We start from the raw sequence: 12,367 nt of genomic DNA on the forward strand, positions 1-12,367 counted from the left end.
GCTCAGCCCCCCGCGGGGTGGTGGCGCTCCTGCTCGTAGGCGCTGACCAGACCGATGCGGCGCACGTGCCGCTCCTCGTTGCTGAACGGGGTGGCCAGGAAGAGCAGCACCAGCTCGGTGGCCTCCTCGACGCTGTGCTGGCGGCCGCCGACGGCCACGACGTTGGCGTCGTTGTGCTGGCGGGCGAGCTCGGCGGTGGACCGGTTCCAGACCAGCGCGGCCCGCACGCCGGGGACCTTGTTGGCCGCGATCTGCTCGCCGTTGCCCGACCCGCCGATGACGACGCCGAGGCTGCCTGGCTCGACCACGACCCGCTCGCCCACCTCGATGCAGAAGGGCGGGTAGTCGTCCTCGGGGTCGAAGTCGAACGCCCCGCAGTCCACCGGCTCGTACCCGGCGGCGGCGACCGCCTCCAGCAGGTGGGCCTTGAGCTCGAGGCCCGCGTGGTCGGTGCCGAGGAAGACGCGCATGCCCCGATCCTCCCCTAGGAGAGGCGCGCGGCCACCGGGAGGGGCAGCGCGCGCAGCAGGGCGGCGACCGGGCGCCACGGCCACTCCGGTACGTAGGCCCGGACCGGCTCGCGCTCGACCGCGGCGGTCATCGCGTCCACCCCGGTGTCCAGGTCGACGGTGAACGGTCCCCGGCGTCCGGTGTTGATGTCGGTCTCGATGAAGCCGGGGTGGATCGTCGTCACCCGGATCCGCCGGGTGGCCCGCGAGGACAGCAGGTCGGCCCGGATGCCCTCGGCGAGGACGGCGTCGGCGGCCTTGGAGGTGGCGTACGCCGTCCGGGTGCCGCTCATGCCGCGCACCCCGGCGACGGAGGAGACCACCACGAGGTGGCCGTGCCCCTGGGCGCGGAACAGGGCGACCGCGGCCTCGCAGCAGGCGTGCGTGCCGAGCACGTTGGTGGTGAGCACGGCGCGGTTGGGGCCGGCACCCCCGGTGCCGACCGGGACGCCCTTGCCCAGCCCCGCGTTGGCGATGAAGCGGTCCAGCCCGCCGAGCCCGGCGGCCAGCCGGGGCACGACCTCGGCGACGGCGGCCGGGTCGTCGACGTCCAGCGCCGCGGTGAGCACGGTGACGCCCGGGTGGGCGGTCGTCAGCTCCTCGCGCAGCGCGTCGAGCCGGTCGGTGCGCCGGGCGACCAGTGCCAGGTCGCGGCCGAGGGCGGCGAACCGGCGGGCCATCCCCTCGCCGAGTCCGGAGCTGGCCCCGGTGATGAGGATGCGCTGGCGGGTCGGGTGCGGCACCCGGTCAGGATGCCGCACCCGGGTGCCCTCAGCCCTGCGCGCGGGTGATCTCCAGCGCCGACGCCGGGACGGTGGAGAAGTCCGGGCCCTCGGTGCGGGTGCGCTTGAGCTCCCAGAAGCCGGGCAGGTTGGCCAGCAGGACGGCCCCGTCGAGGGCCTTGCCGGCGTCCTCACCGGTGGGCACGCGGCTGATGACCGGGCCGAAGAACGCCACGCCGTCCACGTGCAGGACGGGGGTGCCGACCTCCTCGCCGACCGGGTCCATGCCCTCGTGGTGGCTCTTCTTCAGCGCCTCGTCGTACTCGGTGGAGTCGGCGGCCTCGGCCAGCGAGGCCGGCAAGCCGACCCGCTCGAGGGCCGGGGCGATGACGTCGGGGAGCTCGGCGCCCTCCTGGTGCCGCAGCGTGCCCATCGCGGTGTACAGGTCGCCGATCACCTCGTCGCCGTGCTGCTGGGCGGCGGCGATCAGCACCCGAACGGGGCCCCAGGCCTCGGCCATCATCTGCTGGTACTCCTCGGGCAGGTCCTTGCCCTCGTTGAGCACGGCCAGGCTCATCACGTGCCAGTGGACGTCGATGTCCCGGACGGTGGACGCCTCGATGACCCAGCGGCTGGTCAGCCAGGCCCAGGGGCAGAGCGGGTCCACCCAGACGTCGACCCGGGCCTTCGTGGGTGCGGTCTGCACGGCCTCGGACATGCGGTCTCCTCGTGATCGGTGGTGCTGGTGGTCTGCCGCCGACAAGTCCGACGGCCTCCCCCGGCATTCCCCGCGGGGGGCCCGGCACAACCGTCGCCCCGCCCGCCGTCCCGGCCACGTGGGAAGCTCCACCGGTGGCTGTTCCCAACCTGACCCGCGACGACGCTGCCGCGCGCGCCCAGCTCCTCACCGTGCACGCCTACGACCTGCAGCTGGACGTCAGCGACGGCGCCGGGCACCCCGGCGAGGACGTGTTCCGATCGACGACCACGGTGCGCTTCGCGGCCGCGACCCCCGGCGCGGACTCCTTCGTCGACCTGGTCGCCGAGCGCGTGCACTCGGCCACGCTGAACGGCACCGAGCTCGACGTCACCACCTACACCGAGGAGCACGGTCTCCCGCTCCCCGGCCTGGCCGCCGAGAACGAGCTCGTCGTCGACGCCGACTGCCGCTACTCCCGCACCGGCGAGGGCCTGCACCGGTTCGTCGACCCCGAGGACGACGCGGTCTACCTCTACTCCCACTTCGAGCCGGCCGAGGCCAAGCGGGTCTTCGCCTGCTTCGACCAGCCCGACCTCAAGGCCCCGTTCACCGTCCACGTGACCGCGCCCTTCGACTGGCAGGTCGTCTCCAACACCGGCGGACGCACCATCGAGGCCGGCACCGGCGGCTCGCAGCTGGTGCACTTCGAGCCCACCGAGCCCATCTCGACGTACCTGGTCGCGCTGATCGCCGGCCCGTACGCCAAGGTCACCGACTCCCACGAGGGCCTGCCGCTGGCGCTGTACTGCAGGGCGTCGCTGGCCCAGCACCTCGACCCGGACGCACTCTTCGAGGTCACCAAGCAGGGGTTCGACTTCTACCACCGGGTGTTCGACTACCCGTACCCCTTCGACAAGTACGACCAGCTCTTCGTGCCCGAGTTCAACGCCGGGGCGATGGAGAACGCCGGGGCGGTCACGTTCCGGGAGGACTACGTCTTCCGGTCGCGCACCAGCCGGGCCCGCTACGAGCGGCGCGCCGAGACGATCCTGCACGAGCTGGCGCACATGTGGTTCGGCGACCTGGTGACCATGCGGTGGTGGGACGACCTGTGGCTCAACGAGTCCTTCGCGACCTACATCTCCACGCTCTGCCAGGCCGAGGCGACCGAGTACACGACCGCCTGGACGACGTTCGCCAACACCGAGAAGTCCTGGGCCTACGCCCAGGACCAGCTCCCCTCGACGCACCCGATCGCCGCGGACATGGTCGACGTGGCCGCCGTCGAGGTGAACTTCGACGGGATCACCTACGCCAAGGGCGCCTCGGTGCTCAAGCAGCTGGTGGCCTACGTCGGCCAGGACGCGTTCCTGGCCGGGGTGCGCCAGTACTTCAAGGCGCACGCGTTCGGCAACACCACGCTCGCCGACCTGCTCGGCCCGCTGTCGGAGGCCACCGGCCGTGACCTGTCCGCCTGGGCCCAGCAGTGGCTGCAGACCAGCCAGGTCAACACGCTGCGTCCGGTGTTCGAGACCGACGACCAGGGTCGCTACTCCTCCTTCGCCATCGAGCAGACCGCGGTGCGCGAGCACCCGGTGCTGCGCGACCACCGGCTGGCCGTGGGGCTCTACTCCGCCGGGTCGGACGGGCTGACCCGCACGCACCGGGTCGAGCTCGACGTCTCCGGTGCCCGCACCGTGGTCGACCAGCTGGTCGGCCACCCGGCCGCGGACCTGGTGCTGGTCAACGACGACGACCTGACCTACGCCAAGCTGCGCCTGGACGAGCGGTCGCTGACCACCCTGCGCACCGGCATCGGCTCGCTGTCGGACCCGCTGGCCCGCGCGCTGTGCTGGTCGGCCGCCTGGGACACCACCCGGGACGGCGAACTGCCCGCCCGCGACTGGGTCGCCCTCGTCCTGGCCGGGGTGGACGCCGAGAGCGAGATCTCCGTCGTCCAGTCGCTGCTGGCCCGGGTGCAGGCGGCGCTGTCGAACTACGCCGACCCGGCCTGGGCCGACGAGGGCTGGGCGGCCCTGGGCGAGAAGTCCGTCGCCGCCCTGCGCGCCGCCGAGCCCGGCTCGGACGCCCAGCTGCAGTGGTCGCGCACGCTGGCCTCCTCGGCCCGCACCGAGGAGCAGATCGGTCTGCTGCGCGGGCTGCTGGACGGCTCGCAGGAGGTGCCGGGGCTCGAGGTCGACGCCGACGCCCGCTGGGCGTTCCTGCACGGCCTGGTCGCCGTCGGCGCGGCCGGGGACGCCGAGATCGACGCCGAGGCCGCCCGGGACGCCACCGCGACCGGCGTCCGGCAGACCGCCACCGCCCGGGCCCTACGCCCGACCGCGGAGTCCAAGGCCGACACGTGGCGGCGCGCGTTCACCGACGAGTCGATCGCGAACTCGATCCACGAGGCGATGGTGGCCGGCTTCTGGCACCCGGCCCAGCGCGCGCTGACCGAGCCCTACGTGCAGCGGTACTTCGCCGACATCGCCCCGCTGTGGGACCGCCGTCCGGGCGAGATCGCGAAGAACGCGGTGGAGTACCTGTTCCCGAAGCAGGTCTCCCCGGCCACCGTCGATGCGGCCGACGCCTGGCTGGCCGACCCCTCGCACCCGGCCCCGCTGCGGCGGCTGGTCAGCGAGGGCCGCGACGGCGTCGCCCGCGCCCTGCACGCCCAGCAGCGAGACGCCGAGGCCGGGCGCACCCGGGCCTGAGACGACGAAGAGCGCCCTTCCTGTCAGGAGTCCTGACGGGAAGGGCGCTTCTCGCGTTCGGGGCTGACGAGGAGGGCTCTCCTCGTCAGGTCGTCGTCAGTGGCGGGAGCGGTGGGCGGCGGGGTGGCCGGCCTGGTCGGAGAGCTGGCGCAGGCCGTTGACGATGCCACCGACGAGGTCACCGGAGCCGAAGGACGTGGTCATCGACAGCACCGCGAGGGCACAGGCCCGGTCGGGGAGGCGACGGGCGGCAGCGGCGCCGGTGACGACCTCCATGACCCGCTGGTCCGGGGAGATCGCGATGAGCACGGAGCTCGCCGTGTCGCCGCCGGAGCGGGCGTGCAGGTCCTCGGCGCCGGCCCGGGTGTCGGCGGGGAGCTCCCCGAGGAACAGGGTGAAGCGCAGCCCGGTCTCCCGGGAGGACATGGTCAGCGCCTCGTCGAGGCGGAGCAGCTCCGCCGGGGTGAACGGCGGCGCCCCGGCGTCGGGGGACTCCTGGTCGTCGACGATCGGCTCGTGGGTGCCGGCGAGCTCGGTGGCCATCAGGCGGTGCCTCCGGAGGCGGTGACGCAGGGACGGGTGGGGGTGCTCACGCTCGGGTCACCAGGTCCCGCGGGCGCCACCGGACGCGGTGCGCGCCACGGTGGGGACGGCGGCCGGTGCGTGCGGCGCCTGGCCGATGGCCAGGGCCGACGCGCGGGCGCCGGGGGTGATGGAGGCGTGGTCGTCGTCGTGCTCGTCGTGCGCGGCCGCACCGGGCCGGTGCGGCTCGTACCAGACCGGGCCGTGGCCCCAGGGCTTGCCGGGCTTGTACCGGTCCCGGTTCTTCAGGGCGGGGAGCATCACGAGCGCGGCCACCACGGCGAAGAACGCCAGCGGGGCCACGACGAAGACGAGCAGGGTCTCGACCACGGTCACGCCGCGCAATCTACCGGGGTCACCACCGGGCGGCTCACCAGCCCGGGGGGTGCCGGTGCGCCCAGGGCAGGGCCTCCTCCAGCTGCGCGGCCAGCGCGATCAGCGTGACCTCGTCCGCGGGCCGGCCCACGAGCATGGTGCCGATCGGCAGGCCGTCGGGGGTCCAGTGCAGCGGGACGCTCACCGCGGGCTGACCGGTCACGTTGTAGACGGCCGGGAACGCCGCGTACTGCTTCTGCCGCTCGAAGTCGGCGGCGCCGTCACCGTCGTGGTCGAACCACCCGAGCGGCCGGGGCGTGTCGGTGCAGATCGGGGCGAGCAGGACGTCGAAGGCCGCGGTGGCCTGGACGAAGCGGCGGCTGAACACCCGCAGGGTGAACAGCGCGTCCATCGCCTGCGCCGCGCTGAGCGCCAGGCCCCGGTCGCGCAGGTACCGGGTCAGCGGGCGCAGCAGCGGCACCTGCTCCTGGGTGACCGGCAGGGTGGCCCCACCCAGGGACCAGGTGGTCTCGAAGGCCGCCAGCACCTGCTCGGTCAGCGGCGCCGCCGGCAGGTCGACGACGTCGTGGCCGAGGGACTCCAGCAACGCCGAGGCCTCGTCGAAGGCGGTGGACACCTCCGCCGACAGCTCGGCGCCGGGCATCCCCGAGTCCCGGTACCGGCCGACCCGCAGCCGGCCGACGGGGCGCTCCGCGGCGGCCAGGAAGGTCTCCCCCGGCGGCAGCGGCGGCGCCCAGGTCGGGTCCCCGGCCACCGGGCCGGCCATCGCGTCGAGCATCGCGGCGGCGTCGCGCACGGTGCGGGCCAGCGGGCCCTGCACCCCCAGGCCGGTGATCTCGGCGCCCAGCGGGGCGCTGCTCACCCGGCCGCGGGCGGTCTTGATCCCGACCAGGCCGTTGATGCCGGCCGGGATGCGGATGGAGCCACCGCCGTCCGAGCCCTGGGCGAAGGGCAGCATCCCCGCCGCCACGGCGGCGGCCGCTCCCCCGCTGGACCCACCGGCCAGCCGGGTGGTGTCCCAGGGGCACCGGGTGGGTCCGACGACGTCGTTGTCGGTGTAGCAGGGGAAGCCGAACTCGGGGGTGTTGGTCTTGCCCAGGCTGATCGTCCCGGCGGAGGCCAGCGCGGTCACGACGTGGTCGTCGACGGTGGGCACGTGGTCGGCCATCGCGGCCGACCCGAAGGTGGTGCGCACCCCGGCGGTGAGGTTCAGGTCCTTGATCGCCGTCGGCACCCCGAGCAGCGGGGGCAGCTCGCCGCCCTCGGCGAGACGGCGCTCGGCGGCGGTCGCGGCGGCCCGGGCCCGCTCGGGGGTCACCGTGACGAACGCGCCGATCCCGGCATCGAGGGCCTGGATGCGGGCCAGGTGGTGGTCGACCAGCTCGGTGGGGCTGGTCTGCCCCGACCGGACGGCCGCGGCCTGCTCCAGCGCGGTCAGCTCGTGCAGCTGCGTCATGCCCGGGGACGCTAGCCCGTGGATCATGGGCCCGGTGCTGACCCGTGCCGATGCCCAGGCGCTGGACGCCGCCGACCCCCTGGCGCCGTTCCGGGAGCGCTTCGTCGGCGACGGCCCCGACGGCAGCTGGGACGACGGCCCCGGGCGCCGGCTCTACCTGGACGGCAACTCCCTGGGCCGCCTGCCCCGCGCCACCCCCGCCGCGCTGGCCCGGGTGGTGGAGCAGGAGTGGGGGCAGGGCCTGGTCGGCTCCTGGTCGCAGTGGGTCGGGCAGGCCGGCCGGGTCGGGGACGCCCTGGCCGCCGGGGTGCTGGGCGCCCGGCCGGGCGAGGTGCTGGTCTCGGACTCCACCTCGGTCGACCTGTTCAAGCTGCTGGTCGCCGGCTGCGATGCCCGCCCCGGCCGGGACGTGCTGGTGTGCTGCGCCGACGACTTCCCCACCGACCGCTACGTGGTGGCCGGGGTCGCCGGGCAGAAGGGGATGACCGTCCGCGAGGTCCCCGCCGACCCCGACACCGGGCTGGACACCGCCGTGCTGGCCGCGGCACTGGACGAGCGGGTCGCGGTCGTCGTGCTCTCGCTGGTGGCCTACCGGTCCGGCGCGCTGGTCGACCTGGCCGCGGTGACCGCGCTGGCCCGGGAGCACGGCGCGCTGGTGCTGTGGGACCTCAGCCACGCCGCCGGCGCCGTCGAGGTCGACCTGCACGCCGGCGGGGCGGACCTGGCGGTCGGCTGCACCTACAAGCACCTCAACGGCGGGCCCGGCGCCCCGGCCTTCCTCTACGTCCGGCGCGAGCTCCAGGCCGACCTGCGCCAACCGGTCTGGGGCTGGTTCGGGCAGCGCGACCAGTTCGAGATGGGCCCGGCCTACGACCCGGCACCGGGCGTCGACCGGTTCGCCGTCGGCACCCCGCCGGTGCTGGCCACCGCCGCCGTGGAGGTGGGCGTGGCCCTGACCGCCGAGGCGGGCATCGGCCCGGTCGCGGCCAAGGGCCGGGCGCTGACCGACCTGCTGGTGGCCCTCGCCGACGAGCGGCTGCCGCAGCTGCGGCTGGCCTCGCCCCGGGACGCCGCCCGCCGGGGGGCGCACGTGAGCCTCGCGCACCCGCAGGCCTGGCAGCTGACCCAGGCGCTGCTGGCCCGCGACGTCGTCCCGGACTTCCGGACGCCGGACCGGGTGCGGTTCGGCCCGGCCCCGCTCTACACCCGCTTCGTCGACGTCTGGGACGCCGTCGACCGGCTGGCCGACATCCTGGCCACCGACGCCCACGAGGCCTTCCCGACCGAGCGGGCCCGGGTGACCTGATGGAACGGCCCCCTGCAGAGGCTCACCCCGCGCGGAGCGTGGGGTGAGAGGCAGGGGGTCCTTCTCCCAGCCAGCTGCGCCAGCGGGGGTCGACGGTGCGGTGGCCGAGCAGCCGCCAGGCCGCGCCGCTGGGCGCACCGGGCGGGCGGGGCAGCGTCCAGCCCAGCTCGGCCAGCGACCGGTCGGCCTTGGTGTGGTTGCAGCGCCGGCAGGCCGCGACCACGTTGTCCCAGGTGTGGGTGCCACCGCGGCTGCGCGGCCAGACGTGGTCGATGCTGGTCGCCGCCGCCCCGCAGTAGACGCAGGTGCCCTCGTCGCGGGTGAAGACCGCGCGGCGGGACAGCGGCACCTGGGCCGGGTAGGGCACCCGCACGTACCGGGTCAGCCGGACGACGACCGGCACCGGCAGGGCGAACACCTCGGCGTGGCACAGCACGTCGGAGACGTCGACCGGTTCGGCCTTGCGCGCGATCACCAGCACGATCGCGCGCCTGCTGGACACCACGCACAGCGGCTCGTAGGTGGCGTTGAGCAGGAGACAGGACGCGGTGGTCGCCGGTGAGGGCGTCACGGGAGCGGGCGTGCGGGTTCCAGGGCGGGGGTCGCGCCGCGGGCCCGGCGGGCCCGATGCGGTCGACGACCCGAGTGCGGCGAGCGACACGGGGCACCTCCGTCTGCCCCGGACCGCCGGGGTGTGCACGACCCACGGGCACCCTCATCCTGCCCCCCGGGGGTGTGCTAAGGGCAAGCGGGTTCTCCGACCCGGGTGTGACGGTGGCTACCGTCGCCGGTGTGACGTCTGCCGTTCCCCTGCCCGACACCTCCGCGCTCGCCCCCCGCCTCGACCTGGTCGAGGACCTGCACGGACACCGGGTCGCCGACCCCTACCGGTGGCTCGAGGACGGCGCGGACCCCCGGACGACGGCGTGGACGCAGGCGCAGGACGCGTACTCGACCGCCGTGCTGGGCGGTCTGCCCACCCGGGAGGCCTTCGCGGCACGGCTGGGCGAGCTGGTGCGCTCCGGTGTCGTCGGCACCCCCGCGTGGCGGGCCGGCCGGGCGTTCTCACTGCGCCGCGACCCGGGCCAGGAGCACGCCGTGCTGCGGGTGCGGGAGGCCGACGGGTCCCAGCGCGTGCTGGTCGACCCGATGCAGCTCGACCCGGCCGGGACCACCACGCTGGACGCCTGGTCACCCTCCTGGGAGGGCACCCGGCTGGCCTACCAGGTGTCGGTCGGCGGCGACGAGGAGTCCGCGCTGTACGTCCTGGACGTCGCGACCGGTGAGCTGCTGGAGGGCCCGGTCGACCGGTGCCGCTACTCCCCCGTGGCCTGGCTGCCCGGTGGTGCGGAGCTCTTCTACGTCCGCCGGCTCGCTCCCGACCAGGTGCCCGCCGGCGACGAGCAGTTCCACCGCCGCGTCTGGCGGCACCGGGTGGGCAGCGACCCGGCCACCGACGTGCTGGTGCACGGGGAGGGGCTGGACCCGACGAACTACTACGGCGTCCGGGTCTCCGCCGACGGCCGCTGGCTGGTGGTCTCGGCCTCGGCCGGCACCGCCCCGCGCGACGACGTCTGGCTCGCCGACCTGCAGGGCGACGGCGAGCTACGCCCGCTGCAGGTGGGCGTGGACGCACAGACCTCGGCCTGGGTGGCCCGGGACGGCCGGCTCTGGCTGTTCTCCGACCGGGACGCCCCGCGCGGCCGGCTCGCCGTCGCCGACCCGGCCGACCCGGCCACCTGGGAGCCCCCCGCGTGGACCCCGGTGATCGGCGAGCAGGAGTCCGGCGTGCTGTCCGACGTCGCCCTGGTCGACGGCGTGGACGGCGACCTGCGGGTGCTCGCGGTGCACGCCGTGGACGCCACCGACCGGCTCTCGCTCTGGGCCGCGGACGGCTCGGGCCGACTGGCCGACGTGGCCGTCCCGCCGGGCAGCATCTCCGGGGTCAGCACCCCGCCCGAGGGCGGCACCAGCGCCTGGGTCGGCTACACCGACCACGCCACCCCGCCCTCCGTGCTGCGCTGGGACGCCGCCGACCCGACCGCGCTGGTGGACTGGGAGCGGGCCCCGGTGGCCGGCGCCGTCCCCGACGTCGTGGTGACCGAGACGCACGCGACCTCGCCCGACGGCACCCAGGTGCACCTGTTCGTGGTCGCCGCGGCGGCCGCCCCCGACCGGCCGCGGCCGACCGTGCTGTACGGCTACGGCGGCTTCAACGTCTCGCTGACCCCCGGCTACAGCGCGCAGACCCTGGCCTGGGTCGCCGCCGGCGGGGTGTGGGCGGTGGCCAACCTGCGCGGCGGTTCCGAGCACGGGGAGGAGTGGCACCGCGCCGGTATGCGCGAGCGCAAGCAGAACGTGTTCGACGACTTCGCCGCCGCCGGGGAGCACCTGGTCGCGCAGGGCTGGACGACGCCCGGACAGCTGGGCGTCTTCGGCGGGTCCAACGGCGGGCTGCTGGTCGGCACCACCACGACCCAGCGGCCCGACCTGGCCGCGGCCGTCGTCTGCAGCGCCCCGCTGCTGGACATGGTCCGGTACGAGCTGTTCGGGCTGGGCCGCACCTGGAACGACGAGTACGGCACCGCCGCCGACCCCGAGGAACTGGGCTGGTTGCTGGGGTACTCGCCCTACCACCACGTGGTCGAGGGCACCGCCTACCCGGCGGTGCTGTTCACGACCTTCGAGTCCGACACCCGGGTCGACCCGCTGCACGCCCGCAAGCTCGCCGCGGCACTGCAGCACGCGACGTCGTCCGGTGCGCCGGTGGTGCTGCGCCGGGAGGTGGCGGTCGGGCACGGCGCCCGCGCGGTCTCCCGGACCGTCGGCCTGGCCGCCGACCAACTGGCGTTCCTGGCCGAGCACACCGGGCTCGTCGCCGGCTGATCCAGTCGTCCGCGTTCCGATCCGGGACCGCCTCGGCATCGGCACGCGGACCGACCCGGGGACCCCCCGACCACCGCAGCCGACCTGGGAGACTCCGCCGTGATGACCAACGCACTCACCGTCACCGCGGCGGCGACCGACGGCCTGGACGGACTCACCGACCTGGACGTGCCCAGCTGCGTCACCGAGGACTCGACGTCGCTGTGCGCCCGGCTCTACGAGTGGTTCGGACTGGACTGGCTGGCCGCGAACGCCCAGACCCTGGTCGCGACGCCGCTGCGGATCCTGCTCGTCGTCGTGGTCGCGCTGATCGCCCGGGCGTTGATCAACCGCACCATCCACCGGCTCACCGACCGCACCGCGACCGGTCAGGTGCCGACCATCCTCAAGCCGCGGCGGACCAAGAACGGGGAGTCCCACCAGCAGGTCGTCGAGCAGGTGGCGGCTCGGCGCACCCAGCGGGCCGAGGCCGTCGGGTCGGTGCTGCGCAGCTTCGCCTCGATCGTCGTCTTCTTCATCGCCATCGTGCTGGTGCTCGGCGAGCTGGGCATCAACCTGGCCCCGATCGTGGCCTCGGCCGGGGTGGTCGGCGTCGCGCTGGGCTTCGGCGCCCAGAACCTGATCAAGGACTTCATCGCCGGGATCGGCATCATCCTGGAGGACCAGTACGGCGTCGGTGACGTCGTGGACCTCGGCGAGGCCAGCGGGACCGTGGAGGCCGTCGGCCTGCGGATCACCCGGCTGCGCGACGTCAACGGGGTGGTCTGGTACGCCCGCAACGGCGAGGTGCTCCGGGTGGGCAACAAGAGCCAGGGCTACGCCCAGGTCGTCATCGACATGCCGGTCGCCCACGACACCGACCTGGAGCGCTGCAAGGCGGTCATGCAGGAGGTCGGGGACGCCGTCTACGCCGAGCCCGAGTGGGCCGAGGTGCTGCTCGGGCAGCCGGAGTCCCTCGGCGTGGAGTCCATCGCCGCCCAGGGCATCGTCATGCGGCTGCAGGTCCGGACGACGAACGCCGACCAGTGGCGGGTCGGCCGGGAGCTGCGGATGCGGCTGCAGGAGCGGTTCGCCGTCGAGGGCATCAAGATCCCGCTGCCCTCGCTCGGCGGGCCCGTGGGGGGCCAGGCGCCCTGAGCCACCGCGCAGCGGACGA

Annotated in this window: 11 protein-coding genes; 4 read left to right on the forward strand and 7 right to left on the reverse strand. The window is 74.8% G+C overall.

The window, feature by feature from the left end:
• Positions 1-2: 2 nt before the first annotated feature.
• From ASG36_RS02785 to ASG36_RS02795, 3 genes are read right to left on the reverse strand one after another with little or no spacing between them, the layout of a single operon-like run.
• The gene (locus tag ASG36_RS02785) at positions 3-470 is read right to left on the reverse strand and encodes a ribose-5-phosphate isomerase (RefSeq protein ID WP_055759167.1); all 468 of its coding nucleotides are present in this window, start codon (positions 468-470) and stop codon (positions 3-5) included.
• Positions 471-484: 14 nt separating this feature from the next.
• The gene (locus tag ASG36_RS02790; protein ID WP_082522737.1) at positions 485-1,252 is read right to left on the reverse strand and encodes an SDR family oxidoreductase; all 768 of its coding nucleotides are present in this window, start codon (positions 1,250-1,252) and stop codon (positions 485-487) included.
• A gap of 28 nt (positions 1,253-1,280) precedes the next feature.
• Entirely contained in the window at positions 1,281-1,949 is a 669-nt protein-coding gene (locus tag ASG36_RS02795; RefSeq protein WP_055759170.1) for a DsbA family protein, read from the reverse strand.
• Positions 1,950-2,083: 134 nt separating this feature from the next.
• Here ASG36_RS02795 and pepN point away from each other — a divergent pair, with 134 nt between their 5' ends.
• Positions 2,084-4,645: an aminopeptidase N gene (gene pepN, locus ASG36_RS02800; protein WP_055759172.1), complete on the forward strand. Its 2,562-nt coding sequence runs from the start codon at positions 2,084-2,086 to the stop codon at positions 4,643-4,645.
• Positions 4,646-4,741: 96 nt separating this feature from the next.
• On the opposite strand, the gene ASG36_RS02805 is transcribed toward pepN, so the two are convergent.
• From ASG36_RS02805 to ASG36_RS02815, 3 genes are read right to left on the reverse strand one after another with little or no spacing between them, the layout of a single operon-like run.
• Complete coding sequence (locus tag ASG36_RS02805; protein WP_082522738.1) at positions 4,742-5,188, reverse strand: DUF5130 family protein; 447 nt, start codon at positions 5,186-5,188, stop codon at positions 4,742-4,744.
• A gap of 57 nt (positions 5,189-5,245) precedes the next feature.
• Complete coding sequence (locus tag ASG36_RS02810) at positions 5,246-5,563, reverse strand: hypothetical protein (protein ID WP_055759175.1); 318 nt, start codon at positions 5,561-5,563, stop codon at positions 5,246-5,248.
• 34 nt (positions 5,564-5,597) lie between these two features.
• The gene (locus ASG36_RS02815) at positions 5,598-7,019 is read right to left on the reverse strand and encodes an amidase (RefSeq protein ID WP_055759178.1); all 1,422 of its coding nucleotides are present in this window, start codon (positions 7,017-7,019) and stop codon (positions 5,598-5,600) included.
• On the opposite strand from ASG36_RS02815, the gene kynU reads away from it, so the two are divergent.
• Positions 7,018-8,325: a kynureninase gene (gene kynU / locus ASG36_RS02820; RefSeq protein WP_235494508.1), complete on the forward strand. Its 1,308-nt coding sequence runs from the start codon at positions 7,018-7,020 to the stop codon at positions 8,323-8,325. The genes ASG36_RS02815 and kynU overlap by 2 nt on opposite strands.
• A gap of 22 nt (positions 8,326-8,347) precedes the next feature.
• Here kynU and ASG36_RS02825 read toward each other — a convergent pair whose 3' ends face one another.
• A complete protein-coding gene (locus ASG36_RS02825; RefSeq protein WP_055759181.1) occupies positions 8,348-8,896 on the reverse strand; it encodes an HNH endonuclease in 549 nt (182 codons plus the stop codon).
• Between the two features lie 221 nt (positions 8,897-9,117).
• Here ASG36_RS02825 and ASG36_RS02830 point away from each other — a divergent pair, with 221 nt between their 5' ends.
• Together ASG36_RS02830 and ASG36_RS02835 are read left to right on the forward strand one after the other, a co-directional pair.
• On the forward strand, positions 9,118-11,211 hold the full coding sequence (locus tag ASG36_RS02830) for a prolyl oligopeptidase family protein (RefSeq protein ID WP_055762267.1): 2,094 nt from the start codon (positions 9,118-9,120) through the stop codon (positions 11,209-11,211).
• A gap of 102 nt (positions 11,212-11,313) precedes the next feature.
• Positions 11,314-12,348: a mechanosensitive ion channel family protein gene (locus ASG36_RS02835; protein ID WP_055759184.1), complete on the forward strand. Its 1,035-nt coding sequence runs from the start codon at positions 11,314-11,316 to the stop codon at positions 12,346-12,348.
• The last annotated feature ends 19 nt before the right edge of the window (positions 12,349-12,367 follow it).

Source organism: Geodermatophilus sp. Leaf369 (assembly GCF_001424455.1).
Classification (GTDB): Bacteria; Actinomycetota; Actinomycetes; order Mycobacteriales; family Geodermatophilaceae; genus Klenkia.

Coding starts and splice junctions, on each gene's coding strand:
- ASG36_RS02785 (WP_055759167.1), bottom strand. CDS start 470: ATGCGCGTCTTCCTCGGCACCGACCACGCGGGCCTCGAGCTCAAGGCC.
- ASG36_RS02795 (WP_055759170.1), bottom strand. CDS start 1,949: ATGTCCGAGGCCGTGCAGACCGCACCCACGAAGGCCCGGGTCGACGTC.
- ASG36_RS02805 (WP_082522738.1), bottom strand. CDS start 5,188: ATGGCCACCGAGCTCGCCGGCACCCACGAGCCGATCGTCGACGACCAG.
- kynU (WP_235494508.1), top strand. CDS start 7,018: ATGCCCGGGGACGCTAGCCCGTGGATCATGGGCCCGGTGCTGACCCGT.
- ASG36_RS02815 (WP_055759178.1), bottom strand. CDS start 7,019: ATGACGCAGCTGCACGAGCTGACCGCGCTGGAGCAGGCCGCGGCCGTC.
- ASG36_RS02835 (WP_055759184.1), top strand. CDS start 11,314: ATGACCAACGCACTCACCGTCACCGCGGCGGCGACCGACGGCCTGGAC.